Here is a 26,196-nt window from a genome sequence, read left to right as displayed (position 1 = left end):
CGCATGCACGATATCAACACCATCGGCGTGATCGGCACCGGCCTCATGGGCGCGCCGATGGCTCGCCGTCTCGCCGAGGCGGGCTATCGGGTCCGCGCCTGGAACCGCACGCCCGACAAGACAGAGACACTGCACGAGCACGGTATCGAAGTAGCCCATTCGGCGAACGACACCGCCACCGACGCCGATCTCATCATGGTCATGCTCAGCTCGGGACCGGTATGCGACGACGTTTTGCTAGGTGACGACGGCGTGATCGCCCACATGGCGCCTGGTGCGACTCTGGTGGTGATGAGTTCGATCCCGGTCGAGGCCGCCAGGGGCCAGGCCCAGGCCGCCGAGGCAGCGGGCGTCGGCTATCTGGATGCACCGGTGTCCGGTGGCGAACGCGGCGCCATCGACGGCACGTTGGCGATCATGGTCGGCGGCGAAGCGGCCACCTACGCGCAAGCGAGAGCGCTTTTTTCGCACCTCGGACGCGACGTGCATGTCGGCCCCGCGGGTAGCGGCCAACTCGCCAAGCTGGCCAATCAGACGATCGTCGCCAACACTATCGCCACGGTGGCCGAAGCCTTGCTGCTCGCCGAACGCGGCGGTGCCGACCCCGCCAAAGTGCGCGAGGCCTTGCTGGGCGGCTTTGCCGACTCGACCATCCTTCAAGTCCACGGCGAACGCATGCTCAGGGAAGATTTCCGCCCCGGCGGACCCGCCAAATGGCAGTGGAAGGACACGCAAACCGCGCAAAAACTCGCGGATGAATTATCGCTTGAGCTTCCGGTATCGCGCTTGGTGGATGGCTTGTTCAGGGATCTGGTCGCGCACGGCGACGGCGAGCTTGACCACAGCGCCTTGATACGCGAGCTGCGCCGGCGCAACGGCGAACGCCCGAGCTGACCGGCGGCAGGTCGCCGATCAGGAAGGCGCGACCTCGCGCAGATAATCCGGCACTTCAATCGCGCCGGCATCGCGAAAATCGGCCAGACGCGCCTGCACCTGAGATTCGGAGCGTGCCAGATGTTCTTCAAGCGCGCGTCCCGCGCCTTCACCGTGACGGGCACGGGCCTTTTCGAACACATATCGATGCTCGTCGAAAAACGGCGCCACGCTGGGCAGCTCGATCGACGAGCCCAATAGGTGCTTGCTAATCAATAGAATCGGCCGCGTGCGACGCAACATGGTCATGATTTCGGCGTTGTTGCCGCGCATCAGTGCCTCATGGTGCAGGTCATTCTCGAGGGCATCGAGCAATGCGCTGGGCACCTGGGGGTAATCGCGCGCGGCATTATCCAGGCGCGTCAGATAACGCTGGATGTCCGCGTCGCTCAACGTCTCGGCGGCACGGGTCATCATGAACGGTTCTAGCTGACGCCGTGCCTGGTAAAGATCGTGCAGGCGCGTGTCGTCCAGCGGCACCACCGTCCAACTGCTGTACTTGACCTTCTCGACCACCCCGATGCTCTGCAGATACAGCAGGATGCGATGCGTCAGGGTCCGACTCACCGACAACGAGCGCGCCAGTTGCAGTTCGTTGAGTTCGAAGCGCCCTTTCATCGAGCACAGCACCACGTCGCGCTCTACGCCCTCGGCATGCGCACGCCACGTATCCGTGCGTTCGATACGCGAAGCGCGGAAATCGCTCTTTCCCAGCGAGCGGCGCACCGCGTCGCCGGGTTGTGCGCCGACTTGGTAGCCGCGCCCTTCGAAGCGACAGACTCGCCCTTCCGCATGGAGGCGTGCCAAGGTCTGGCGTACCGGCGAACGACTCATCGCGAAGTGCTCGGCGAGATGTCCTTCCAGCAGCACCAACCCCGGCTCGAGACGCCCATCCTCGATGGCCTCGCGGACTACCCGATAAAGTTGATCCTTCAACGATCTGGCCATGCGGCTGTCGTACTCCCCGATTGATGCGTGCACGCGGTTCGAGCGCTCCTGAACGTGATGGCAGCGCGGCGTTCGTCAGGTGATCGCGCCGACCATCCAGGGCACGAATTCATTGCTGCCATAGCCCAGCGATTCGCTGGCACTGGCGTCGCCGGACGCAACGGCGACGATCCGCTCGAAAATCGCCTCGCCCATCTCCTCCACCGAGACCTCACCGTCGATGATGGCCCCACAGTTGAGGTCCATGTCCTCACTCATGGTCTCATACATGTGCGTATTCGTGGCCAGCTTGAGGCATGGCGCCGGCTTGAAACCGGAGACCGAGCCACGCCCGGTGGTGAAGCACACCACGGTCGCGCCCGAGGCGATCTGTCCGGTGACCGAGACCGGGTCATAACCGGGACTGTCCATGAAATTGAAGCCCGGCACCTTGAGCGGCTCGGCGTATTCGAGCACATCGTTGAGGCTCGATGCCCCACCCTTGGCCACCGCGCCCAGGGATTTTTCCAGAATCGTCGACAAGCCTCCAGCCTTGTTGCCCGGCGAGGGGTTGTTGTTGAGTTCCGCGCCGTTGATCTCGGTGTAATGCTTCCACCAGGCGATGCGTTCCAGCAGCTTCCGCGCGACGTCCACGTCCACCGCGCGATCCAGCAACAAATGCTCGGCGCCGTAGATCTCCGGCGTTTCGCTCAAGATCGCGCTGCCCCCGTGACGCACGAGTAGATCAGCGGCGTGCCCCAGCGCCGGGTTGGCGGTGATACCCGAATAACCATCCGAGCCACCGCATTGCAACGCCACGCTCAAGTGATGGAGCGGCGCGGGGCGTCGCTCATCGCGTTCGCGGCTGCGCGCCATGTCCAGCACCTTGTCGCAGGCCATCTGGATGCTCGCGCGCGTGCCGCCGACCTGTTGAATGTTGAAGTAGGCCAGGCGCGCGGCATCCTCCAGGCCCGACTTCTCCACCAACTGCTTGACCTGGTTGGTTTCACACCCCAGCCCGATGATCACCACGTGCGCGAAGTTGGGATGCCGCGCATAGCCCGCGATGACGCGCTCGAGAAAGGCGAATCCCTCGGACTCGGTATTCATCGCGCAGCCCGAACCGTGGGTAATCGGCACCACGCCATCGAAACCCAATGCCGCGATTTCACCCTCCGCATTGAGCCGTTCGGCGGCGACCTTGGCCACGGTCGCCGAGCAGTTCACGGTCGACAGAATACCGATATAGTTGCGCGTGCCCACCTGACCGTTGGGGCGGTGATAGCCCATGAAAGTGCGCCCCGTGTCACTCGCCGGCGTACGCGGAAAAGGCTCGAAGCCCTCCAGCGCCGTATCGCGCTCGAGCATGTCGAGATTATGGGTATGCACGTGCTCGCCGACGGCGATATTACGGCTCGCCCGGCCGATGACCTGACCGTACTTGATGACGCTGTCACCCTTGGCGAGCGGCGTCAGCGCCACCTTATGTCCAGCATCGATATTGTGACGTGCCACGCACTCGTCGACGCCGAGCGGCAAGCCTTCCGGCACGGCACGCGTGGCGACCCCCACGTTATCGGTCGCGTTGAGTCGGATGACCGACGGTGTCGTATTGATGAGCTGCATGATGGACCTCGGTAACAAGGACACGCCTCGCCGCCACGGTGGGACGCATCGATTTCGGGACATTGGTTCTAAACGTACTCTCAGACGCCGCTCGGAAAACGTCGATTAGACCAACGTCACAATATTGAATATTGCACACAATGTTCAATTAAAATCTTAACGCACCAGAAGCAGCCCCGCGAGCCCTCGCATCACGCGATAACCAGAAGAAATCGCCACAATAAAATTGCGATTGGCCTGTTATTGATAGTTCGCCTTAGTCTGATCCTGAATAACACTCGTTGACGCGGCGCAGACCGCTCTCTCTTCAGGACGCTAGATCATGACCACGATTACCCACCTACAAGCGCGTGACATTCGCTTTCCCACCTCGCGGCAGCTCGATGGCTCAGACGCCATGAACGCAGCGCCGGATTATTCGGCCACCTACGTGACCCTGACCACCGATGCCGACGATGCCCATCAAGGCCATGGCCTGACCTTTACCATCGGGCGCGGCAACGATGTCTGCGTCAAGGGTGTCGAGGCGTTGGCCTCGCGCATTGTGGGACGCGATCTCGAAGCGATCACCGCCGATATGGGCACCTTCTGGCGCGACCTCACCAGCGGTGATAGCCAACTGCGTTGGCTGGGACCGGAAAAGGGCGTCATGCACCTGGCGGCGGCGGCCATCGTCAACGCCGTGTGGGACCTATGGGCCAAGCGCGAAGGTAAGCCAGTCTGGAAGCTGCTGGCGGACATGTCCCCCGAGCAATTGGTCCAGTGCCTGGATTTCCGCTTCGTCACCGACGCGCTGACGCCGCAGGAAGCCATCGCCTTGCTCAAGCGCAAGGAAGCCGGCAAAAGTGAACGCGAAGCCCACATGCGCGCCGAGGGCTACCCCGGCTATACCACTTCCGCCGGCTGGCTCGGCTACTCCGAGGACAAGATGCGACGCCTGGCGCGCGAAGCGCTGGCCGAAGGCTGGACCCATTTCAAGCAGAAGGTCGGCGGCAACCTCGAGGAGGATCGCCAGCGCGCCCGCATACTGCGTGATGAAATCGGCTGGGACCGCGAGCTGATGATGGACGCCAACCAGATGTGGGACGTGGACGAAGCCATCGCCAACATGCGCGACCTGGCGGAATTCGATCCACTGTGGATCGAGGAGCCTACCAGCCCCGACGACATCCTCGGCCATGCCGAAATTCGTCGCCGGCTCGACCCCATGGGTGTCGCCACCGGCGAGCACTGCCATAACCGCGTGATGTTCAAGCAGCTATTACAGGCCGATGCCATCGACTATTGCCAGATCGATGCCGCGCGGCTGGGCGGACTCAACGAAGTGATCCTGGTGCTGCTGATGGCCGCCAAGTTTGACGTGCCGGTTTGCCCGCACGGCGGTGGCGTGGGGCTGTGCGAGTACACGCAACACATTTCGCTGTTCGACTATATCGCCGTCTCCGGCTCGCTGGACGGTCGCATCCTCGAATACGTCGACCACCTTCATGAACACTTCGTCGATCCGGTGCGCATTCACCGAGGCCGTTATCAGGTTCCCGAAGCCCCCGGCTACAGCATCACCATGCATGATGACTCTCTCGAACGTCATCGCTATCCCGACGGAGAGGCCTGGCATGAGGCTTCCAGCGAAAATTAATTGGCCATCTACGACTAACGATGAAGTCTCAACAGGGGGCATCTAGGTGTATGTTCAACATTAAGATGCTCAAGAGCAGACACACTCTCTGCCAAGGACATCGCGTGACCCATCAGTAGGCAAGGGTTTCTGGTGCAGGTCGCGATGATACCGGTGTCATTCGTGACACACATGCCAGCACTAATCATCAGTTCCAGGAGGACAAGATGACAACAACCACAACGACACGCTTTGTTTCGGTCGTCGGCGGCGCCTTTCTTGGCTTGACCGCACTCAGTGCCTCCGCGGCGACCGAAATGCCCGCACTGCCCGACGTCACAGGCGACAAGGTTCAAGCCGATGGCGACTTCAAGATCAAATTCAGCATCGGTACCACGGAATCCGGCGCGCAATATCGCGGCCTTCAGTATTTCGAGAAGATCGTCGAACAACGCAGTGATGGGCATATCCAAGTGGATCTCTTCCCCGGTGCCCAGCTAGGCGATGACCGCGAAGCCACCAGCGCACTGCAGGCGGGCACGCTGGAAATGACCATGCCATCCACCTCGCCGCTAGTGAACATGTTCCCGCAGTTCGCCGTATTCGACCTGCCGTTCCTGTTCCCCCAGCCGGAAATGGCGGATGCCGTACTCGATGGCGAGATCGGCCAGCAAATGCTCGAAGACGCGTCCTCTCAGGGCCTGGTTGCTATCGGCTGGGGCGAGAATGGCTATCGCCAGTTGACCAACAGTCAGCATCCCGTCGAAAAGCCGGAAGATCTCGATGGCCTGAAGATCCGCACCATGGAAAACGATCTTCACCTGGATATCTGGCGGACACTGGGCGCCAACCCCACGCCGATGTCCTTCGCGGAACTGTTCACGGCGCTTGAGCAAGGTGTCGTCGATGGCCAGGAAAACCCCTGGATCACCATCGAGTCGTCCAAGTTCAACGAAGTGCAGGACTACGCCACTGAAACCAACCACGTCTATACGCCGTTCATCACCCTGGTCTCCGCTCGCTTCTGGGACCGTCTGCCGGAAGATTATCAAGCGCTGGTGCGCGACGCAGCCACCAAGATGGGCGACTATCAGCGTGAAGTTAGCCGTACGCTGAACGATCAGATCAAGCAGGACCTGAAAGATTCAGGCATGCAGATCACCGAGCTGAGCCCCGAGCAGGTCAAGGTCTTCCAGGACACACTGGAGCCGGTCTATAAGGATTGGCGCGACCAGATCGGCGGCGAGCTGATCGACGATATCCGCGAGCAGGTGCAGCAGGCACAAGAGCAAGAATAAGCATCATCTATCCTCAGTAACACACGTACGCAGGGAAGGTCGGCCACGCCCTTCCCTGCTTTTGGCATCAACACGATAAGCACCCCCTCCTTGGAGGCTTCATGAAGTCACGTTCGGGTAACGCCTACTTGAACAAGCTGATAAGCGGATTGGACGTCATCATCGGGCTCCTCGTCATTGGCGTGGTCGTTACCGTCTCGATGAACGTCTTCGGGCGCTTCATATTCAGCTACTCCTTTGCCTGGGCAGCGGAAATTTCACGCTTGTTCTTCATCTGGATGGTGCTACTCGGCGCGGGCATCGCCAGTCTAACCAACGAACACGTCGCCGTGACCTTATTCAAGGACAAGGCACCTCCCATACTGCAGAAGATCTTCGCCTTGCTTGCAGCGGCGATCATCTATGCCGTGTGCATCAGTATCTTTCTCGGCTTCAACAACATTATTTCAGGCTATGTGGGGACGACCCCCTTCCTGGGCATCTCCAAGACCGTCCTGTATAGCGCGATGGTGATCATGGCCGTACTCACCACCATCGGTAACACCATTTTTCTCTACAAAGTCTTCAAGCGAGGTGCGGCATGATCCTATGGAGCATTCTCTTAGGGCTGTTCGCCTGCATTGTGATCGGCATGCCGATCTCGTTTGGCCTGGCCGCGATCTGCCTGTTCATCTTTCACTTCGCCGACTACGGCCTCTCCTCGCTGGTATCGGAAGCCGTCAACGGGCTTAACTCGTTCCCCTTGCTGGCTATTCCTTTGTTCATTCTCGTCGGCGAGGTCATGAGTTCAGGCGGTATCGCCAAGCGTCTGGTACGTCTGGCCAGCGCCATGGTCGGCTTCGTCGCCGGCGGTCTGGGCCAAGTGACCGTGCTGACTTCGATGTTCTTCGGCGGTATCAGCGGCTCCGCCGTGGCGGACGCCTCTGCGGTGGGCAGCATGATGATCAACCCGATGAAGCAACACGGCTATTCGGGGCCGCGTGCCACCGCCATCGTCGTCGCCGCTTCGGTGGTCGGCATCATCATTCCACCGTCTATCCCGATGATTCTCTTCGGGGTCGTGACCGGCACCTCGATTTCGCAGCTGTTCATGGCCGGTATCGTACCGGGGATTCTGATCACCTTGGGCCTCGCCATGGCGACGTATTTCCAGTCCAAGAAGACCGGCTCCGCACAGCCGTTCGATTTCCAGGAACTGCTCGCCGCCCTCAAGGATTCGGTACTCGCGTTGCTGCTGCCGATCATCATCGTCGGCGGGATCTTGAGCGGCGTCTTCACGCCCACCGAAAGCGCCGCAATCGCCCTGCTGTATGCCGTGGTGGTCTCGATGTTCGTGTATCGCAGCCTCACCTTGAAGAGCTTCTTTGGCTTGTGCGTTTCCACCGGCCGCTTGACCGGAGTGGTCTTGCTGTTACTGGCGTTTGCCAGCGTCCTGGCGTGGCTTTTGACCGCCAACCTGATCCCACAGCAGATCGTCGTCATGCTCTCGGAGCTATCCCAGAACAAGTACTTCATTCTGGGTATTCTGACGCTGTTCCTGTTGGTCGTGGGCTTCTTCATGGACCTCACACCGGCCATGGTCATTCTGGCGCCGCTGATGACGCCCGTGGTCGTCAAGCTCGGCATCGACCCGGTCTACTTCGGCGTCCTGATGTCGTTCGTACTCGGGATCGGCCTGATCACACCGCCAGTGGGCACCGTGCTCTATGTCGGCTGCGGAGTCGGCAAGGTCAAGCTCGAAGAACTGGTCAAGAGCCTGCTGCCCTACTACTTCACGCTGATCGCGCTGCTTATCGCGTTCCTGGCCTTCCCCGGCCTGGTGCTTTGGTATAAGTAGTGCTCTGGTATAAATAGCGTTCTGGTACAAGTGATATGACAGTGGAGCAAGACCTCACTATGCCCATCGACACGGCAGAACTGCATCGCTTTCTCAGCGACTTGCTGGGTAGCAGCGGGGTCATCGACGACCCCGCGGAGTTTGCTCGCTATACCACCGACTGGGCCGGCGACAAAGGCGGCGATCCCTGGATGATCGCCCGTCCCTCCACCCCGGAACAGGTCGCCGACATCGTCGCGTTCTGTCATCGCCACCAGATTCCCATGGTGGCTCAAGGGGGGCATTCAGGCCTCGTCGGCGGCGCGCAACCCGATCCCGAGCGCGGCGAACTCATGATCAGCCTCGAGCGGCTGAACCGAATTCGTCATCTCGACCCCATCAATTTCAGCATGAGCGTGGATAGTGGCTGCATCCTGCAAAACGTCAAGGATGCCGCCGAAGAGGCGGATTGCTACTTCCCGCTCGCCTTGGGCGCCCAAGGGAGCTGTCAGATAGGCGGCAACGTCTCCACCAACGCCGGCGGGCTCAATGTGTTGCGCTACGGCATGATGCGCCAGCTGGTGCTGGGGCTCGAGGTCGTGCTGCCCGACGGCCGCCTGTGGAACGGCATGCATGCCCTGCACAAGGACAACCGCGGTTACGACCTCAAGCAGTTGTTCATCGGTGCCGAAGGCACGCTGGGCATCGTCACCGGCGCCGTACTCAAGCTCGCACCTCGGCCGCAGACCAGCCGCACCGCGCTGATCGCCGTGCCCGATATCGCGTCGGCATTGGCGCTTTACGCCCAGGCACGCCGTAGCTGTTGCGATCTACTCTCGGCGTTCGAGTTGATTCCTCGCGTGTGCATGGAGTTGGCATTCGAAGCGGCGCCGGACCTCCCCGACCCACTCGACGAAGCGCATCCGGTCTATGTCTTGATGGAAGTCTCGGCCAGCGGCCCGGCGGATCTCGACACGATGATCGAACATCTCTTCGAGACGGGTTCGGAGCAGGAAAATGTGCTGGATGGCGTACTCGCCAGCAGCGAGACGCAGGCAGCGCAGCTATGGCAGATTCGTGAGAGCATGCTGGAAGGCCAGCAAATGCGCGGCGAACACCTGCGCACCGATATCTCGTTGCCCATTTCGTCGTTGACGGCGTTCTGTGACGCCGCCAATCAGGCCATGGCCCAGCGCTCGCCGGAGACACAGGTCATCGCCTACGGCCACATCGGCGACGGTAACCTGCATTTCAACCTTCTGCCGCCCGCGAACCTCGACCTCGAGGCCAAAAAGGCGCTATTGCATGAGCTGGAAGAAGTCTTGTTCGATATCGTCGATGCGCACCATGGCAGCATCAGCGCCGAACACGGCATCGGGCGCGTCAAGCAAGTGCCTTTCCTCGAAGACCTGGGAGAGACCGAATACACGCTCTTGAAAGGTCTCAAACACCTCTTCGACCCAGAGGGCCTGATGACCGCCGGCCGCATCCTGCCGCGTTGATCTTAGGTGTCCCGATATCTAGGGAACATGACAGCTACTCCGCGAAAAACACCCGCAGCACATGATCGAGGTGGACTTCCATGGCCTGCCTCGCCGCTGCGGGGTCGCGCGCCTCGATCGCCGCCACCAGGCGCTCGTGGTCTTCCTGTGAGCGCTGCGGCATGCCGGTCTCCATGAACAACTCCTGCAGGCGCCGGAACATGACCCCGTACTGGTGACCCAACAGGTGCTTGATCAACAGCGCATAGGCGGCGTTGCCCGAGGCTTCGGCGATGCGGATGTGCAACAGCCGGTCCCCCGCCAGATTGCCACCACCGTGATTGTTATCGTAGATATTGCGCGTCAACGCCGCGCGAATCGCCGTCAGGTCCTCGTCACTGGCGTTCATCGCCGCCAACGCCGCATTCTCGGGCTCCAGGTAACGCCGCGCCTGCAAGAGGGAAAACGGGGGTATTTCCTCGTCGAGGTTGAGCTCGATCTCACTGGCGAACTCAGGGTCGAGTGCCCATGGCTCCTTGCGTGCTGCGGCTTGCATCACCGAACCCGGCGGCATGGCATCGACTTCCTTTACCAATACCCCATGCCCCACGCGCACCTCGACGATGCCCACGACTTCCAGGGCGATCAGCGCCTCACGCACCGACGCGCGGCTGACACCTAATTGCTGTGCCAGGTCCCGCTCGGGCGGTAATAGTGACCCCGGGGGGAACTCACCATCGCGAATCAGTTGCTGTAACTGATCGGCGATCTGCCGGTACAAGCGTTGTGAGCGAATGGTTTGAATCGGCATCGCATCGTCTCTCCGTACCGCGTTGCGACTAAAGTTGATGGCAATTGACTTGCCGCCGAGACCTAGCCCAGTAGATGATGGCCCAATCATTGGTCAGGCCTCTGGATCTTCGAATGGCTGGCCGCGTCATGTTCCCACGTTCAGCAGGGATTCGCCACACCATGAGACTTCAAAACAAGACGGCACTGGTTACCGCCGCTGGCCAAGGCATCGGTCGCGCCACGGTGGAGCGCTTCCTTGCGGAAGGCGCCAACGTCATCGCCACCGATATCGATACCCGCCTGCTCGCCGACCTCGAGGGAGCCAACGTCTATCGGCTGGATGTCACCCAACGCGCTGAAATCGACACGCTGGCCAATGAACTAGGCGAGCTCGATATTCTATTCAACTGTGCCGGCACGGTGCCGGGCGGCTCGATCCTGGAATGCGACGACACAAGCTGGGAGCGAAGCTTCGGCCTCAACGTAACCGCCATGTTCCATATGATTCAGGCCTTTCTTCCTGGCATGCTCAATCGAGGCGGCGGCAGTATCGTCAACATGGCCTCGCTGGCCTCCAGCATCAAAGGCATCCCCAACCGCTTTGCCTACGGCACCACCAAGGCCGCCGTCATCGGCTTGACCAAGTCGGTCGCAGCCGACTACATGACGCAAGGCATCCGCTGCAATGCCATCTGCCCCGGCACCGTCGAGTCGCCCTCGCTGCATCAGCGCATTGAGGCCCAGGCCCAGCAACAAGGGCGCGATAAAGCGGCGGTTTTTCAGGAATTCATCGACCGCCAGCCCATGGGACGACTCGGAAGACCGGAAGAAATCGCCGCACTGGCGACTTTTCTGGCCTCGGACGAAGCAGCGTTCATCACCGGCACCGCGCAGTTGATCGACGGCGGCTGGGCCAACTGACACCCGACATACATACCATCGACCCACACGAGGACACGTCATGAAACTGCTACGTTTCGGCCCCCAGGGCCAGGAAAAGCCCGGCCTGCTGGATGACAACGGCAAAATTCGCGATCTTTCGTCGCTCATCAAGGATGTCGCCGGCGAGTCGCTTTCCGACACCGCCCTGGCCCAGATCGCCCAAGCCGATCCCCAAAGCCTGCCGGAGGTACCCGAAGGCACTCGTCTGGGGCCCTGTGTAGGGCAGGTCGGCAAATTCATCTGCATCGGCCTCAACTACTCGGACCACGCCGCCGAAACCGGCGCCGAGGTGCCGCCGGAACCGGTGGTCTTCAACAAATGGACCAGTGCCATCTGCGGCCCCAACGATGACGTGGAAATTCCCCGCGACTCGCACAAGACGGATTGGGAAGTCGAGCTGGGCGTCATCATCGGCAAGCCTGGTCGCTATATCGACGAGGCCGACGCCATGGATCATGTCGCCGGATACTGCGTAATCAACGATGTCTCCGAGCGGGAATTCCAGCTCGAGCGCAGCGGCAGTTGGGACAAGGGCAAGGGCTGCGACACCTTCGGCCCGCTCGGCCCGTGGCTGGTCACCCGCGACGAGGTCGCCGATCCCCAGGCGCTCGACATGTGGCTGGACGTCGACGGCAAGCGCTACCAGGACGGCAACAGCCGCACCATGGTCTATCAGATCCCCTATCTGGTGGCGTATCTGAGCCGCTTCATGAGCCTGCAGCCCGGCGATGTCATTTCCACCGGCACGCCCCCCGGCGTGGGCGCCGGCCAGAAACCTCAGGTCTTCCTCAAGTCCGGTCAGACCATGCGCCTGGGCATCGAAGGGCTCGGCGAACAGTGCCAACGTACCAAGCAAGCTTGATCGTGCCAGAGGCCGCCGTGCGGCGGCCTCGACCTTCATAGAGTGGCGTTAGACCAAAGGCGACCACGACCTATGTCTAGGCCTCGTTACTACTAAAACGCTTGAAGTCAGGTCCATCGCTTGGGCATCTTGTTAGCCAATTGGCCTGACCTCTGGATCAAAATACCGCTAGGCAACTGGCCTGACCATCTTGCCTAGCGATGCACGAAGGAAGCTCTATGCACACGATCGTCTGCACACAGCCTCAAGACATGGAATTGCGCGACGTGCCCGATCCGCAATGCGCTCCGGGCGAGGCCATGCTCAAGATTCGTCGCGTGGGTATTTGCGGCACCGACATTCACGCCTACGGCGGCAACCAGCCCTATTTCACCTATCCCCGCGTGTTGGGCCACGAACTTTCCGGTGACATCGTCGGCGTCGGGGAAGGCGTCGATGAAGCGCTCGTCGGCCACAGCGCTTACGTCATTCCTTATCTACATTGCGGCGAATGTCGCGCTTGCCGGAAGGGACAAACCAACTGCTGCCAGCACATGCAGGTCATCGGCGTGCATCGCGATGGCGGCATGGCGGAGTTTCTCAGCGTGCCCGTGGATCACCTAGTCACCTCGAGCACCCTCGATGCCGAACAGCTGGCGCTGGTGGAGTGTCTTTCCATCGGCGCGCACGCCGTGCGCCGCAGCGGCATCGAAGCCGACGAGCTGGCCGTCGTGGTCGGCGCCGGGCCGATCGGCATCGGTATCGTGCAAATCGCCCAGAGCCGTGGAGCCCGGGTGCTGGTGGTGGATACCAACCGCGATCGCTTGGCCTTCTGTCGCGACACGTTAGGCGTGGATGGCGTGCTGCATGCGCTGGATGACGACGTGGAAGCTGCCATCGAGCGCCACAATGACGGCGCCCTGGCCGATGTCGTGTTCGACGCCACGGGCAACCCTGCCGCTATGAATCGCGGCTTCGACTTTGCAGGCCATGGTGGGCGCTATGTGCTGGTGAGCGTGGTCAAGGCCGACATCACCTTCAACGACCCCGACTTCCACAAGCGGGAGCTCAGCCTGCTGGGTAGTCGCAATGCCACGCGGGAAGACTTCGAAACGGTGGCCCGCCTGATGGAAGAAGGCCGCATGCAGTCGACGGCAATGATCACCCATCGCGGCCATTATGCCGACCTGCCCTCGCTGATGCCGCAGTGGTGCGACCCGACAACCGGTGTCATCAAGGCAATGGTGACGTTCGATGACGCCCCCGCTGAAGGAGGTCGCTCGGCATGACCCAGACCATCGCCTCCGACCAGCTTCAGCAGCCCAGTCTGCGTGTCCATGCCCACGACAATGTGCGCGTGGCACTGCGCGATCTCTCCGAAGGCATGGAGATCGACGACAATGGCCATCGACTGCGGCTCTCCGAAGCCGTACAGCACAAGCACAAGTTCACATTGCACGCCATGCAACCCGATGAACTCATCGTGATGTATGGCGTAACCGTGGGACGTGTCGTCCAGCCCATCGCCGCGGGCGCCGCCATCACCACGTCCAACGTCGAGCATTCCACCGCCAATGCCAAGCCTCAAGGCCATCGCGAACATTGGGATGCCCCGGACGTCAGTGCCTTCACCGGGCAAACCTTCGATGGTTATCACCGCCCCGACGACCGCGTGGGCACCGCCAACCATTGGTTGGTCATCCCCCTGGTCTTCTGCGAGAACCGCAACATCGAGGTACTGCGCCAGTGCGTCGAGGACGCCATCGGCGACGACCCCTACCGGGATTACAAGCACATGGCCCGCCGCATGCTCCACGGCGATGCGCAGGCGGCCCCAGCCCCGACGCCCGACGCGTCTCTGTTCCCGAACGTCGACGGCGTGCGCTTTCTGACCCACACGCTGGGCTGCGGCGGCACCGACGACGACGCCCAGTCGCTGTGCCAGCTACTGGCCGGTTACATCTGTCACCCCAACGTGGCTGGCGCCACGGTCCTCAGCCTAGGATGCCAGAAGGCCCAGATCGAGATGCTCAAGGAGGCGGTGGCCAAGCGCGACCCCAAGGGTCTGCGTCCCGTTCACTACTTCGAGCAGCAGGCCACCAACACAGAGCCCGAACTGATCCGTCAGGCGCTGGGCAGCATCTTCGACGGTCTCAAGGTCGCCAATGCCGTCGAACGGCGTCCCGCCCCACTTTCAGAGCTCACCATCGGCGTCGAATGCGGCGGCTCGGACGGCTTCTCCGGCCTCTCGGCCAATCCCTTGGTGGGCGCCGTCATCGACCGCCTGGCGACCTTGGGCGGTAGCGGCATCCTGAGCGAGTTCCCCGAGCTATGCGGTGTCGAGCATGAATTGCTGGCGCGCTGCCGCGACGACGCCACGGCCTCGCGCTTTCAACAGCTCATGGAGGCCTACCAGCGGCACGCTGCCTCGGTGGGCGCGCACTTCTCGATGAACCCTTCGCCCGGCAACATCCGAGACGGCCTGATCACCGACGCCATGAAGTCTGCCGGCGCGGCCAAGAAAGGCGGCGACAGCCCCATCGTCGACGTACTGGATTACACCGAGCCCCAGGTACGCAAGGGCCTCAACCTGCTCTGCTCGCCGGGCAACGATGTCGAATCCACCACGGCCCTGGTCGGCTCCGGCGCCAACCTGGTGATGTTCACCACCGGCCTCGGCACGCCCACCGGCAACCCCATCACGCCGGTCTTGAAGCTCGCCAGCAACAGCGAGCTGGCGCAGCGCATGCACGATGTCATCGACTTCGACGCCGGGCCCATCATCCGCGGCGAGGCGGAAATCGCCGAGCTCGCCGATGAACTCCTGCACCTGTGCATCGATACCGCCTCGGGGCGCTATCGCACCAAGGCCATGCGCCTCTCGCAGCTCGATTTCATCCCCTGGAAACGTGGAGTCTCCCTGTGACAGCGCCATCGCTCGCCGACGCCGGTATCGTGCAATTCGGCACCAGCCGCTTCTTGCTGGGGCATGTCGCAGCGTTCGTGCATGCCTCGCGAGAAGCCGGGCACACGCGCGACAGAATCCTCGTCGTACAGACCTCCCCGCGCGAGGCCGGCAAGCAAAAAGCCCGCGATCTGGATGCGCACCGGCATTATCCACTGGCGATTCGCGGTCGTCGCAACGGGCGCGACATCGATACCCGCGAGACCGTCACCAGCGTCGCCGGCTGTCTGATCGCCGACGAGCAGTGGCCCGAACTTGAGCGGCACTTCGTCGAGCATGCACGCTTCGTGATCTCCAATACCGGCGACAGCGGTTATCGAATCGACGATGACAGTGCGCTGGAAGAGGTGCCGCAAAGCTTCCCGGCCAAGCTCACCAAGCTACTTTACGCGCGCTACAACGCGGGACGTGATGGCCTCACCGTGCTGCCATGCGAGCTGGTCAGCCGCAACGGCGAGCAGCTCCTGGCCCTGGTCCGGGAACTGGCGCAGCGCGACTACGCCGATGCCGACTTCGATACCTGGCTGACGACCCGCTGTCTATGGGCCAACACCCTCGTCGATCGCATCGTTTCGGCGGCGTTGGAGCCAGTCGGCGCCGTCGCCGAGCCGTACGCGCTCTGGGCCATCGAGGATCAGCCCGGGCTCGAACTGCCCTGCCAGCATTCCGATGTGCAGCGCGTGACGTCCCTGGCCCCCTATGAGATGCGCAAGCTGCATATTCTCAATCTGGCGCACACCTATCTCGTCCACCGCTGGCAGCGTGCGCCGCAATCGCGCATCCGCTTCGTGCGGGAGGCCATGAACGATCCGGCATGGGCCGCGGAGCTGCGCCAGGTACTCGACGACGAAGTGCTGCCCACCTTGGCGGAACACCTCGAACGGCCCTCTCTCGAGGCCTATCGCGACGCGACGCTCGAGCGTTTCGCCAACCCTTATCTCGATCACGCCCTGCAGGACATCGCCCAGCACCACGCCATGAAGTGCCAGCGACGTCTGCAACCCGTGGTCGAATCGGCGCGCCGACGAGGCATCGCCACGCCGCGGCTCGATGACGCCATATCGAGCGCACAATCCACGACGCACTCCCGGTAACCCGACCGCACGACCGACAACAATCAAGGAGCACGACAATGCGTTTCAAGAAGCTCACACTCATCGCCACCAGCCTCTCCATCGCCGGCCTCGGCGGCTTGAATCTCGCCCAGGCTGCCACCGAGATCCGCGTCGCCTACGGTAACCAGCCGGGCGAACCGGTCGATGTCGCCGTCAAGGAATGGGCGGAAAACGTCGAGGAAGCCAGCGACGGCGAACTCACGCTCAGCGCCTTCCCCGCCAGCCAACTCGGCTCCGAGACCGACGTCATGGAGCAGGCGCGCTTCGGCTCACCGATCATCACGATCACCGCCTACAGTAATTTCATGAGCTCGGTGCCCGACCTGTCGGTGCTCGACGCGCCCTACCTCGCCGATAACTTCGACGACAAGCTCAAGGTCTTCGACTCCGAGTGGTTCGCCGAGCAAAGCCAGAAGGTCGAGGATGCCGGTTATCACATCGTCATCCCCAACACCGTGTACGGCACGCGCCACCTGCTCTCTCGCGAGCCCGCCACCACGCCCGAAGAACTCGATGGCGTGAAGATCCGCGTGCAGAACTCGCCGATGTACGTCGAGGCCATGCGCTCGATGGGCGCCACGCCCACGCCCATGTCGCTGGGCGACGTGTATCCGGCACTGGCCCAGGGCATGGTCGACGGGGTCGAAAATCCCACACCGGTCTTGTTCGGCGGCAAGTTCCACGAAGTCGTCAAGCACCTCAACCTGACCGGCCACATGAACACCGTGGCACCGTTCGTCACCGGCAAGGCGTTCTGGGACCAGCTCAGCGAAGAAAACCGGCAGATCCTGACCGAGACCGGGCAAGACATGGCCGCGCACCTGCGTGAACTGGTCGAGAAGCAGAGCGACGTCGCCCTGCAGAAGCTCAAGGATGCCGGCGTCGAGGTCCACGAAGTGGATACGCAGCCGTTCCGCGAACGCGCCGCAGAGCAGATTCCCGCTGCCTTCCCGCAGTGGAGCGATGGCCTGTACGAACAGGTTCGCCAGATCATCAACGGATAAGCGTTGAACGACCGCCGGCGCCACATAACTCCGTGGCGCCGGCACGCGTATCACGGACGGCAACACCGTGAATTGCCGTGACCGAGGAGTCTCAAATGAAACGCGTATTCCATTGGATCGACCGCATCATGCGACTCGATGAAGTGTTGGCCAGCGCGGCGCTCTTCGCGATCTTTCTCGTCGCCATCAGCAACATCTTCATGCGTTATATCTTCAACACCCCGCTGGCCTGGACCGAGGAGGTCCTGCAGCTACTCATGGTATGGGCCACCTTTCTCGGCGCCAGCGCCCTAGTGCGGCGCAACGAACACGTACTCATCGGCATGCTGTCGGAAAACCTGCCGGCGTCGCTCGCCCGCTGGAACGACCGTCTCTTCAACGTCGGCATGGTGCTGATCGCCGCCATCGTGCTCGGCTACTGGGGGCTGCAACTGTTGCCCTATTCCAATTTCCGCAGCACGCCCATGCTGCAGATCCCGTACATGTGGATCCACGTCGCCATTCCGGTCAGTGCCGTCATCATGGCCTACCACTGCCTCGTCCGCCTGGCTCGCGATACTTAAAGGATACTTCCCATGGCCGTAGGCATAGCACTCGCTGCGCTGTTGCTTCTTTTCGTGCTGGGCACGCCCGTCGCCTTCGCACTGTTCCTGTCGACGTTCTTGTATTTCCTGTTCGGCGCCGATCAGCCCACCATGCTGCTCATCCAGCGCCTGGCCGGGGGGCTGGAGTCCATCTCGCTGCTGGCGATCCCGTTCTTCATCATGGCGGGGGTGTTCATGAACTACTCCGGCATCACCGACCGCCTGCTGAAACTGGCCGAACTCATGACCCGGCGCCTGCATGGCGGACTGGCCCAGGCCAACGTGCTGCTGAGCACCTTCATGGGAGGGCTCTCCGGCTCCAACATCGCCGATGCCGCCATGAACGCCAAGCTGCTGGTGCCCAGCATGACGGCAAGCGGCTACCCCAAGCCGTTTTCCACCGCCGTTACCGCCGCCTCCTCATTGGTGACCTCGACCATTCCGCCGGGGATCGCGCTGATCGTCTACGGCTACGTCAACAACGTCTCGATCGGTCGTTTGTTCCTGGCCGGCGTGGTGCCCGGTGTCCTGATGGCCGTCTGCATGATGGTGCTGGTATCGCGTCAGTGCCGCCGACTGGGTTATCAACCGCCACACAAGGAGCGGGTCTCACGGCGTGAATGGGTCAGTGTGACGCGCGCCGGCATCATTGCCCTGCTGCTGCCTGTGGTGGTCATTGGCGGCATTCGTGTCGGCGTTTTCACACCGACCGAAGCCGGCGCCATGGCCGTGCTGTATGCCTTGATCGTGGGCATGTTCGTCTACAAGGAAATGAACGTCGGCAGCGTCGCGGTGGCCACGCGGGAATCGCTGTTCGCATCGGTCAACGTCTTGTTCATCATCGCCGTGGCGTCGGGATTCGCGCGCTTTCTGACCTGGGAGCACATCCCACAGGATATCGCCATGCTGCTCTCATCCCAGGTGGGCAGCGTGGTAGCGTTCTTGCTTCTCGCCAATGTCATCCTGCTGGTGCTGGGTATGTTTCTGGAAGGCAACGCCATTCTCATCGTGCTATCGCCCTTGCTGGCACCCGTGGCGGCCCAGTTCGGCATCGACCCGGTGCATTTCGGGATCATCTTCATCCTCAATGCGTCCATCGGTACGATCACGCCGCCCCTCGGCACGGTCATGTTTACCACCTGCAGTATCACCGGCGTCAGGGTGCCCGACTTCATCCGTGCCATCATGCCTTATTGGCTGCTACTGGTCGGCATACTGCTGATGGTGACCTTCGTGCCTGCCGTCTCCATGACGCTGCCCAACTTGATTTTCTGAGCACAGGCACTTTTCTTAACACGGGCACTGTCTGAACACGGGCACTTTTCTGAACGCAGCGACAGCCAGCCTTACGCCTCAAGCGCCGCCTTGGCCATGACCTGGGCGGCGGCACCCCGCGCGGCGGTGAAGGTGCTGTCGTGAATCACCTTGATAGGGACGCGCTGCGTCCCTCGCAGCAAGTCATTCTGGTGGGCTTCGAAATAGGCCAGCGCCGGCTCGATCAGGCGCTCGCCCAGATGCATTAGCGATCCGCCGAGTACCAACATGGCCGGATTGAGCGTGTGATGCAGATTGAGCATCAGGGTACCCAGCGCTTCACCGGCACGCCGCAGGACAGCATTGACGTCGGCATCGTCGCCCCGCGCCGCTATCGCCGCTTCCAGGTTCTCGGTATCGGCGATGCCCAACGCAGCGCGAATCGCCCAACCACTGACCAGGGTTTCGGCACAGCCGCGATTGCCACAGTGGCAATAAAGCCCCCCCGGCTGCACGATGGTGTGACCGATCTCGCCCACCAGTCCTTGTATGCCACGTGGCACCAGAGGGTAATTGTCGCCGGTGACAAGGCCGCTACCGATACCGCTCCCGGCGCTGATGTAGACGATGGACTCCGGAGGAATGCCGTCGTGGAAGTAAAACTCGCCGAAGGCCGCGGCGTTGGCTTCGTTATCCAGTAGCCAGGCACCGTCGAGGTCGGGCAGGTGCGGGCGAAGCACCTCAAGGAAAGCGACATCGATCCACCCTAGATTGGGCGCGAGCCGCAGGATGGGCTGATCCGGGGCGACCGGCCCCGGCACCGTCACACCCAAGCCCAAGCAGTGCCGATCGGCGATGACGGGGTCGCCGCGCAGGACGCGCAACATCTCGGCCAAGCGCGTTGCCGTTTCCTCGGGTGTCGTGGGAGCCTCGGTGACATAACGCTGCAGAAGCACCTCGCCGCCCAGCGTGCACGCCACGACACGTAATCCCCTCACGCCGATATCCGCCCCCAAAAGCACATGATGGGCGTCGTCCAAATACAGGGCCCGCCCCGGACGTCCTCCGCCACGTGGCTGCAACTCGCCTTCCCGTAGCCAGCCGCGCTCCAGAAGCGCTTGCACCACGCCCCCCACGGTGGCCTTGGTCAGCTGCGTACGCGCCGCGATATCGGCACGTGTCGCACCGGGATAGCGGCGCACGGTACCTAGAATCGAGCTGCGATTGAGCTTCTTGAGAAAATTGAGATCACCGGCGGCTTGAGGGGCAAAGGTACTAACCATGGCAATACAAGGTGCCTCGCTGAAATGCGGATCGGGTTCCGCAATATAACAAATTATTGCCCCTCGCCGCGGTGACTCGACGAAATTGACAATGCATCGCCAACGTTTGCCTAAAAGTATCAGTCTCTATCACAGCCGATACGCTGTCGCCCCTGTCTTGGAGGCCTGCTGTTCGTGTAATGCCCATGGCCTTCTATCAGTAAAGCGTATGACTATCGTCGCATGGAAATCACCGCCTCTCTGAACGATCATCCACTTAGTTAAATCTATTAACTAAAGAATGAAAGATCGCCTAACGACAGCTCGCTCCCAATGCGATAGAGGTCCTGCATGAGTTCCGCAATTTATCCCAGCCTCAAGGACAAGACGGTCGTCATCACCGGTGGCGGTTCCGGCATCGGCGCCGGCTTGGTCGAAGCCTTCGTGAATCAGGGCGCGAACGTCCATTTCCTGGATGTCGCTGAGGCGCTCGCGAACGAACTGGTCGAGAAATGCAGTGGTGCGCCGCATTTCCACTACTGCGACCTTACCCAGCCCGACCAACTCCGCGACACGCTGAGCGACATCGGTCACGTCGACGTGCTGATCAACAACGCCGCCAACGACGACCGCCACAAGCTCGAGGACATCACGCCCGAGTACTGGGAAGACCGCATGAACGTCAACCTGCGCCACCTGGTGCTCGCCGCTCGTGAGGTGGCTCCCGCCATGCGTCGTCAAGGCCAGGGGGCGATCATTAACCTGGGGTCGATCAGTTGGCACCTGGGGCAGTCCGACATGCTGCTCTACGAAACCGCCAAGGCCGGTATCGAAGGTCTGACTCGAGCCCTGGCGAGCGATCTGGGCAGCGACGGCATTCGTGTCAACTGCATCATCCCCGGCAACGTCAAGACACCACGCCAATCACGCTGGTATAGCCCCGATGACGAGGAACAAATCGTCGCCGAGCAAAAGCTCAAGGTACGCATTCACCCTCATCACGTGGCCGCGATGGCGCTGTTCCTGGCGTCGGATGACGCCGCTGCCTGCACCGCTCACAACTACTGGGTCGATGCCGGCTGGCTGTAAACCCTAGCCACTAGCAGCCGCCACCAACAACAACGGAGCACATCATGCCAACATATAGCGATTCGCAACGTTCCCTGATTGTCTTTTTAACATGCTGTGTCGCCGCCATCGGCGGCTTCCTGTTCGGCTTCGACAGCGGGGTCATCAACGGCACCGTCGATGGCCTGCAATCCTCGTTCAATTCCGACAGCGTCGGCACCGGTTTCAATGTCGCCTCCATGCTGCTGGGTTGTGCAGTGGGCGCGTTCTTTGCCGGCAGCCTGGCCGATAAGTACGGTCGACGCACCCTGCTGCTCGTCGCCGCCGTCTTCTTCATCGTCAGCGCCTGGGGCTCGGGTGTCGCCGGTGGCTCACTGGAATTCGTCATCTATCGCATCCTGGGTGGCTTGGCCGTGGGTGCCGCGAGTGTCATGGCACCGGCCTACATCAGCGAAATCGCTCCCGCACACTTGCGTGGACGCCTCGCTACCATCCAGCAAGTCGCCATCATCTCGGGGCTTTTCTTCTCGTTTTTGAATAACTACTTGCTGGCCAACGTCGCCGGGGGCTCCACCTCCGAATTGTGGTTCGGCTTTACCGCTTGGCGCTGGATGTTCTGGATGGAACTGATCCCCGCGACGATCTTCCTGGTGGCGCTGTTGTTCATTCCGGAAAGCCCGCGCTATCTGGTCAGCGCGCGTCGCGACGATCGTGCCGAACGCGTGCTGCACATGATCTACAATGAAAGCGACGCCAAAGAGCGCCTGGCTCAAATCCGCGACTCGCTCTCCGAGCAGCGCAAGCCACGCTTTAGCGACTTGATCAATCCCAAGACCGGCAAGGTAATCAACTTGGTCTGGGTCGGGATCGGTCTGGCCGTGTTCCAGCAGTTGGTGGGGATCAACGTCGTCTTCTACTACGGTGCCGTTCTCTGGCAAGCCGTGGGCTTCTCCGAAGGCGATGCCTTGCTGATCAACGTCATCAGTGGCGCGGTGAGTATCGCGGCCTGCTTCGGCGCCATCGCCTTGATCGACCGCATTGGGCGTAAGCCTCTGCTGTGGGGCGGCTCCGTCGGCATGGCTATCACGCTGTCCATTCTCGTCTATGCCTTCTCCACCGCCGAGATGGTCGACGGTAGCCTGAATCTCTCTCCAGGCAATGGCGTGCTCGCACTGATCGCCGCCAACGCTTATGTGTTCTTCTTCAATAGCTCCTGGGGGCCGGTCATGTGGGTCATGCTCGGCGAGATGTTCCCCAACCAGGTACGTGGCTCGGGGCTTGCCATTGCGGGTCTGTTCCAATGGGTCAGCAACTTCGCCATCACCATGACCTTCCCGATCATGCTCGCCTCCATCGGCCTGACCGGCGCTTATAGCTTCTACGCCATCTGCGCGGTCATCTCGATCTTCTTCGTCATCAAGTTCGTCCGCGAAACGAAGGGTCGTGAACTCGAAGACATGGCTTACGCATAATTGCCATCGCATAGTTGCCATCATTCCGGTGTCGGAGGAAACTCCGACACCGGTTTTGTGTTTTTAGCGCCAAACTGCCTAAGGAGTCACGATGCCCACACTCATAGCCCCACAGGCAACACCGCGCGTCGTCCATCCGGCCCACAACATCCTCGGCGAAGGGCCGCTATGGGACGATACGGAACAAGCGCTTTACTGGGTGGATATCAAAGGCCACCAACTACAGTGTCTAGCCAGCGGTAACGTTCGCCAGTGGTCGTTCGACGAGGAAATCACCAGCGTGCATCGTCACGCCAAAGGTGGATTCATCGTCACACTGCGACACGCTATCGCCCGCCTGCAGCTGCCTGACGGTACGCTCGAAAAGTGGCTGACACCCGAGCCCGAGCTTCCCGGCAACCGCTTCAACGATGCCGTCGTCGATACCAGCGGCAATCTCTGGTGCGGCACCATGGACGACGCCGAGGGCCACACCAGCGGCTCGCTCTATCGCGTGCGCCCCGACGGCGACTGCCAACGCCAGGATAGCGGGTATATCGTCACCAACGGCCCGGTACTCTCGCCTCAGGGTGATTGGCTCTATCACACCGACACGCTAGAACGCCTCATCTATCGGTTCGCCGTGGATGAACATGGCAACCTCTCGGATCGCGAGCCTTTCATCCGCATCCCCGAGGATCAGGGCTGCCCCGACGGCATGACCACCGACCGCGAGGGTAATCTCTGGGTCTGCCAATTCGGCGGATGGCGTATCAGCATATTCGATAGTCAGGGCCAACTGCGCGAAGAAATCCCCATGCCCGTCGCCAACATCACCAGTTGCACCTTCGGCGGCCCAGACCTTTCCACCCTGTATATCACCACCGCACGCAAGGGGCTCGACGACGCAGCCCTCGCGGCGCAACCCGATGCCGGTGCGCTATTCGCCATCGACACTCAAGCACAAGGCATGCTGGCCGGCACCTTCGGCGCTTAAACAACCCGTCGGCGTCCTGCGGCATCACAAAAAACGCCTTCACTGCCTAGAGCGGTGAAGGCGTTTTTCATGCCAGCCCGGACGGGGCTGGCAAGATCCGGTCACGTTGCGGGTAACGCCTTGGGCGAGGCGCTGTCGTCCGTGTCGGCGTCTTCCGCGTAGGCCGCATTGCTGACCTTGAAGCGTCCCACCAGCACATGCATGTCGTTGGCCCGTTCATCCAGCGACAGGCTGGCCGAGGAGGCTTCCTGCACCAGCGAGGCATTCTGCTGGGTCACCTGGTCGAGCTGGGCAATCGCCTGATTGATCTGGTCGATCCCCGTCGACTGCTCTTGCGTGGCCTCGGCGATTTCGGAGACGAACTCCGACACCTTGTCGACGCTATCGACGATTTCGCGCAAATGCCCTCCCGTCTCTTCGACCAGGTTGGCACCCTCACCCACCTTGGCCACGCTGTCCTTGACCAGGTGGCGAATCTGCTCGGCCTCATCGGCACTGCGACTGGCAAGACGACGCACCTCGTCGGCGACGACGGCGAAACCACGGCCGTTCTCACCGGCGCGGGCCGCTTCCACCGAGGCGTTCAAGGCCAGCAGATTGGTCTGGAAAGCAATGGAGTCGATCGCCTCGACGATCGTGGAAATCTTGGCACTGGACTCACGAATCTCCTGCATCGCGCTATGCGTGCGGTCTCCCACGTCGCCCGCCTCACGGGCACGCTGGCCGACCCCATGGCTCATGTCGCGCGCCTGGTGAGCATAGTCGGCGGTTTGCTTCACGGTCGCGGTGATTTCCTCGAGGCTCGCCGCCGTCTCGGCCAGCGATGAGGACTGCTCGTCGGTGCGTTGCGCCAGATCCTGATTGCCCGAGGCGATCTGACGGCTGCTGGACGCTACCGATTCGGCCCCGTCGCGAATCCGCGCAATCAGGCGCTCGAAGGTCACCATCATCTGATTGAAGGCCTGCGCGGTATGCCCGATTTCATCGCCGTGGCGCACCTTCAAACGCATCGACAAGTCACCGGTTTGTCCCGCCGCCCCGCTGATGCTTTCCATCTGGCGACGCATCTCACCGATAGGCTTGAGCACACGTGTCATCACACGCCAGCCCACCGCCGCCAGGATCACGATCACGATCAGCAACACGACAAGCTGCAATACGCGCCCGGCCTGTGCTGTCGCGGCGGCTTGTTCGGCGGCCTCATCGGCGCGCTCGGTCGCATAGGCTTCGACGCGCTCCAAGCTCTCGCCCATGCCGTCCATCGCCTGGGAAACACCAGCCAGGGCCTCGCGAGAGCGCTCGCGCAAGCCGAGCTGGCGATCGCGCAATGCATAAACGGAATTATCGCCCGTGAGCATCAATTCATTCAGTTCGGTCACCACGTCTTCCAACTGACCGGCACTTTGCTGCTGTGCAGAGGTTGCCCCCACCGCGCTCTCGATACTCGCCAACGCCTGATGAATCCGCGAAATCTGCTGAGCGATCTGGTTATAGCGCAGATCGACCAACGCATCGTGGCTATCGACCTGCATCAATTGACGTCCCTGATCGGCCAATTGGGCGACCAGCATCTGCACATCGCCGCTGAGCCCGGCGATGTTGGCACGTTGCTCCGTCAGCGTATCGAGCATCGACATCGGCACCATCGACAGCCCGTCTTCTTGCATCGATTGGATACGCCGAATCAGAGCGCGTTGCTGACGTACGTCCTCGAGGGTCGCACGTCCCGCCATCGATTCGGCATCGGTCAATACTTCGGCGATCTTTTCCTGCATCTCGGCGATGCGCGCGCGCATCGAGGTGGTCAGCGCCACATCTTCGCGGCGCACCTCTTCCAGCGCGGTATCGGCCTGGCGCAAGTCGGCGTAATCGCTATCCAATGTCTCGAACAATGCCTGGTTATCGTCGCCGATCAATGCGGCGAGGCGTTCACGCCCCGCCGTGAAGGCTTCATCGGCCTCGGCCTGCTCGACGACCCCATCGAAATCAGCCTCGCTGTCGGCGGCCAGTAGATCCGACTGGCGTTGACGATAACGCGTCAACGCATCGCTCATGTCGCGACTGGCCGCCTGTTGCGGCAATATCTCGTCGGTAAATAGATGCTGCGCCTCGATCAACCGCTGGTTGGACAAAAAGCCAGCCGCCGCGGGAATCACCGCGCCGAGCACCGCGGCCACGAACAACCCGATCAACATCGCCCGTAGGCTCAAACTCTTTTTCAT

Annotated in this window: 22 protein-coding genes; 17 read left to right on the top strand and 5 right to left on the bottom strand. The window is 61.6% G+C overall.

Annotated features, from left to right (window positions below):
• Positions 1–3 precede the first annotated feature (3 nt).
• Positions 4–894: an NAD(P)-dependent oxidoreductase gene (locus OP494_RS13970; RefSeq protein WP_280541645.1), complete on the top strand. Its 891-nt coding sequence runs from the start codon at positions 4–6 to the stop codon at positions 892–894.
• An 18-nt stretch (positions 895–912) separates the two neighbouring features.
• Here the strand turns inward: OP494_RS13970 and OP494_RS13965 are convergent, their stop codons facing one another.
• Entirely contained in the window at positions 913–1,914 is a 1,002-nt protein-coding gene (locus tag OP494_RS13965) for a GntR family transcriptional regulator (protein WP_348521704.1), read from the bottom strand.
• Between the two features lie 42 nt (positions 1,915–1,956).
• A complete protein-coding gene (locus OP494_RS13960) occupies positions 1,957–3,486 on the bottom strand; it encodes an altronate dehydratase family protein (protein WP_280541643.1) in 1,530 nt (509 codons plus the stop codon).
• Positions 3,487–3,808: 322 nt separating this feature from the next.
• Here OP494_RS13960 and OP494_RS13955 point away from each other — a divergent pair, with 322 nt between their 5' ends.
• The 5 genes from OP494_RS13955 (at position 3,809) to OP494_RS13935 (ending at position 9,720) form a co-directional block, all read left to right on the top strand.
• The gene (locus tag OP494_RS13955; RefSeq protein WP_280541641.1) at positions 3,809–5,125 is read left to right on the top strand and encodes an L-fuconate dehydratase; all 1,317 of its coding nucleotides are present in this window, start codon (positions 3,809–3,811) and stop codon (positions 5,123–5,125) included.
• 206 nt (positions 5,126–5,331) lie between these two features.
• Positions 5,332–6,402, top strand: a complete 1,071-nt coding sequence (locus OP494_RS13950) for a TRAP transporter substrate-binding protein (protein WP_280541638.1) — start codon at positions 5,332–5,334, stop codon at positions 6,400–6,402.
• Between the two features lie 101 nt (positions 6,403–6,503).
• Positions 6,504–6,986, top strand: coding sequence for a TRAP transporter small permease (locus OP494_RS13945; RefSeq protein WP_280541637.1), 483 nt, complete (start codon positions 6,504–6,506; stop codon positions 6,984–6,986).
• Positions 6,983–8,239, top strand: a complete 1,257-nt coding sequence (locus OP494_RS13940; protein WP_280541636.1) for a TRAP transporter large permease — start codon at positions 6,983–6,985, stop codon at positions 8,237–8,239. The genes OP494_RS13945 and OP494_RS13940 overlap by 4 nt, the downstream gene beginning before the upstream one ends.
• Before the next feature lie 35 nt (positions 8,240–8,274).
• Positions 8,275–9,720, top strand: a complete 1,446-nt coding sequence (locus tag OP494_RS13935) for an FAD-binding oxidoreductase (protein WP_280541634.1) — start codon at positions 8,275–8,277, stop codon at positions 9,718–9,720.
• Positions 9,721–9,754: 34 nt separating this feature from the next.
• Here OP494_RS13935 and OP494_RS13930 read toward each other — a convergent pair whose 3' ends face one another.
• Positions 9,755–10,510: a FadR/GntR family transcriptional regulator gene (locus OP494_RS13930; RefSeq protein ID WP_280541632.1), complete on the bottom strand. Its 756-nt coding sequence runs from the start codon at positions 10,508–10,510 to the stop codon at positions 9,755–9,757.
• 161 nt (positions 10,511–10,671) lie between these two features.
• Here OP494_RS13930 and OP494_RS13925 point away from each other — a divergent pair, with 161 nt between their 5' ends.
• From OP494_RS13925 to OP494_RS13890, 8 genes are all read left to right on the top strand, one after another.
• Entirely contained in the window at positions 10,672–11,412 is a 741-nt protein-coding gene (locus OP494_RS13925) for an SDR family oxidoreductase (RefSeq protein ID WP_280541630.1), read from the top strand.
• A 40-nt stretch (positions 11,413–11,452) separates the two neighbouring features.
• Positions 11,453–12,295: a fumarylacetoacetate hydrolase family protein gene (locus OP494_RS13920; protein ID WP_280541627.1), complete on the top strand. Its 843-nt coding sequence runs from the start codon at positions 11,453–11,455 to the stop codon at positions 12,293–12,295.
• A 218-nt stretch (positions 12,296–12,513) separates the two neighbouring features.
• Positions 12,514–13,563 carry a zinc-binding alcohol dehydrogenase family protein gene (locus tag OP494_RS13915; RefSeq protein ID WP_280541624.1) on the top strand — a complete coding sequence of 350 codons (1,050 nt, stop codon included), beginning with the start codon at positions 12,514–12,516 and terminating at the stop codon, positions 13,561–13,563.
• A complete protein-coding gene (locus tag OP494_RS13910) occupies positions 13,560–15,200 on the top strand; it encodes an altronate dehydratase family protein (RefSeq protein WP_280541621.1) in 1,641 nt (546 codons plus the stop codon). Before OP494_RS13915 ends, OP494_RS13910 begins: the two co-directional genes overlap by 4 nt.
• The gene (locus OP494_RS13905) at positions 15,197–16,333 is read left to right on the top strand and encodes a mannitol dehydrogenase (protein ID WP_280541620.1); all 1,137 of its coding nucleotides are present in this window, start codon (positions 15,197–15,199) and stop codon (positions 16,331–16,333) included. The genes OP494_RS13910 and OP494_RS13905 overlap by 4 nt, the downstream gene beginning before the upstream one ends.
• 38 nt (positions 16,334–16,371) lie before the next feature.
• Positions 16,372–17,358 carry a C4-dicarboxylate TRAP transporter substrate-binding protein gene (locus tag OP494_RS13900; RefSeq protein ID WP_280541618.1) on the top strand — a complete coding sequence of 329 codons (987 nt, stop codon included), beginning with the start codon at positions 16,372–16,374 and terminating at the stop codon, positions 17,356–17,358.
• A gap of 95 nt (positions 17,359–17,453) precedes the next feature.
• Positions 17,454–17,921, top strand: a complete 468-nt coding sequence (locus OP494_RS13895; protein ID WP_247620104.1) for a TRAP transporter small permease — start codon at positions 17,454–17,456, stop codon at positions 17,919–17,921.
• A 12-nt stretch (positions 17,922–17,933) separates the two neighbouring features.
• On the top strand, positions 17,934–19,217 hold the full coding sequence (locus OP494_RS13890; protein WP_280541614.1) for a TRAP transporter large permease: 1,284 nt from the start codon (positions 17,934–17,936) through the stop codon (positions 19,215–19,217).
• A gap of 71 nt (positions 19,218–19,288) precedes the next feature.
• Here the strand turns inward: OP494_RS13890 and OP494_RS13885 are convergent, their stop codons facing one another.
• The gene (locus OP494_RS13885) at positions 19,289–20,479 is read right to left on the bottom strand and encodes an ROK family transcriptional regulator (RefSeq protein WP_280541612.1); all 1,191 of its coding nucleotides are present in this window, start codon (positions 20,477–20,479) and stop codon (positions 19,289–19,291) included.
• 330 nt (positions 20,480–20,809) lie between these two features.
• Between OP494_RS13885 and OP494_RS13880 the strand changes: the two genes are divergently transcribed.
• From OP494_RS13880 to OP494_RS13870, 3 genes are all read left to right on the top strand, one after another.
• Positions 20,810–21,547 (top strand): SDR family oxidoreductase, encoded by a 738-nt coding sequence (locus OP494_RS13880; RefSeq protein WP_280541610.1) that lies wholly within the window; start codon positions 20,810–20,812, stop codon positions 21,545–21,547.
• A gap of 44 nt (positions 21,548–21,591) precedes the next feature.
• A complete protein-coding gene (locus OP494_RS13875; RefSeq protein ID WP_280541608.1) occupies positions 21,592–22,998 on the top strand; it encodes a sugar porter family MFS transporter in 1,407 nt (468 codons plus the stop codon).
• Positions 22,999–23,089: 91 nt separating this feature from the next.
• Positions 23,090–23,974: an SMP-30/gluconolactonase/LRE family protein gene (locus OP494_RS13870; protein ID WP_280541606.1), complete on the top strand. Its 885-nt coding sequence runs from the start codon at positions 23,090–23,092 to the stop codon at positions 23,972–23,974.
• Between the two features lie 101 nt (positions 23,975–24,075).
• Here the strand turns inward: OP494_RS13870 and OP494_RS13865 are convergent, their stop codons facing one another.
• The gene (locus tag OP494_RS13865) at positions 24,076–26,196 is read right to left on the bottom strand and encodes a methyl-accepting chemotaxis protein (RefSeq protein WP_280541604.1); all 2,121 of its coding nucleotides are present in this window, start codon (positions 26,194–26,196) and stop codon (positions 24,076–24,078) included.

Source organism: Chromohalobacter sp. 11-W, from assembly GCF_029889905.1.
In the GTDB taxonomy this organism is placed as follows: Bacteria; Pseudomonadota; Gammaproteobacteria; order Pseudomonadales; family Halomonadaceae; genus Chromohalobacter.
Note: the sequence above shows the minus strand (reverse complement) of the source record. Positions and strands in the feature narration are given on the sequence as shown.

Excerpts from the sequence above, each read along its gene's own strand:
- OP494_RS13970 (WP_280541645.1), top strand. The coding sequence starts at position 4 with ATGCACGATATCAACACCATCGGCGTGATCGGCACCGGCCTCATGGGC.
- OP494_RS13960 (WP_280541643.1), bottom strand. The coding sequence starts at position 3,486 with ATGCAGCTCATCAATACGACACCGTCGGTCATCCGACTCAACGCGACC.
- OP494_RS13955 (WP_280541641.1), top strand. The coding sequence starts at position 3,809 with ATGACCACGATTACCCACCTACAAGCGCGTGACATTCGCTTTCCCACC.
- OP494_RS13950 (WP_280541638.1), top strand. The coding sequence starts at position 5,332 with ATGACAACAACCACAACGACACGCTTTGTTTCGGTCGTCGGCGGCGCC.
- OP494_RS13945 (WP_280541637.1), top strand. The coding sequence starts at position 6,504 with ATGAAGTCACGTTCGGGTAACGCCTACTTGAACAAGCTGATAAGCGGA.
- OP494_RS13940 (WP_280541636.1), top strand. The coding sequence starts at position 6,983 with ATGATCCTATGGAGCATTCTCTTAGGGCTGTTCGCCTGCATTGTGATC.
- OP494_RS13935 (WP_280541634.1), top strand. The coding sequence starts at position 8,275 with ATGACAGTGGAGCAAGACCTCACTATGCCCATCGACACGGCAGAACTG.
- OP494_RS13930 (WP_280541632.1), bottom strand. The coding sequence starts at position 10,510 with ATGCCGATTCAAACCATTCGCTCACAACGCTTGTACCGGCAGATCGCC.
- OP494_RS13925 (WP_280541630.1), top strand. The coding sequence starts at position 10,672 with ATGAGACTTCAAAACAAGACGGCACTGGTTACCGCCGCTGGCCAAGGC.
- OP494_RS13920 (WP_280541627.1), top strand. The coding sequence starts at position 11,453 with ATGAAACTGCTACGTTTCGGCCCCCAGGGCCAGGAAAAGCCCGGCCTG.
- OP494_RS13915 (WP_280541624.1), top strand. The coding sequence starts at position 12,514 with ATGCACACGATCGTCTGCACACAGCCTCAAGACATGGAATTGCGCGAC.
- OP494_RS13910 (WP_280541621.1), top strand. The coding sequence starts at position 13,560 with ATGACCCAGACCATCGCCTCCGACCAGCTTCAGCAGCCCAGTCTGCGT.
- OP494_RS13900 (WP_280541618.1), top strand. The coding sequence starts at position 16,372 with ATGCGTTTCAAGAAGCTCACACTCATCGCCACCAGCCTCTCCATCGCC.
- OP494_RS13895 (WP_247620104.1), top strand. The coding sequence starts at position 17,454 with ATGAAACGCGTATTCCATTGGATCGACCGCATCATGCGACTCGATGAA.
- OP494_RS13890 (WP_280541614.1), top strand. The coding sequence starts at position 17,934 with ATGGCCGTAGGCATAGCACTCGCTGCGCTGTTGCTTCTTTTCGTGCTG.
- OP494_RS13885 (WP_280541612.1), bottom strand. The coding sequence starts at position 20,479 with ATGGTTAGTACCTTTGCCCCTCAAGCCGCCGGTGATCTCAATTTTCTC.
- OP494_RS13880 (WP_280541610.1), top strand. The coding sequence starts at position 20,810 with ATGAGTTCCGCAATTTATCCCAGCCTCAAGGACAAGACGGTCGTCATC.
- OP494_RS13875 (WP_280541608.1), top strand. The coding sequence starts at position 21,592 with ATGCCAACATATAGCGATTCGCAACGTTCCCTGATTGTCTTTTTAACA.
- OP494_RS13870 (WP_280541606.1), top strand. The coding sequence starts at position 23,090 with ATGCCCACACTCATAGCCCCACAGGCAACACCGCGCGTCGTCCATCCG.
- OP494_RS13865 (WP_280541604.1), bottom strand. The coding sequence starts at position 26,196 with ATGAAAAAGAGTTTGAGCCTACGGGCGATGTTGATCGGGTTGTTCGTG.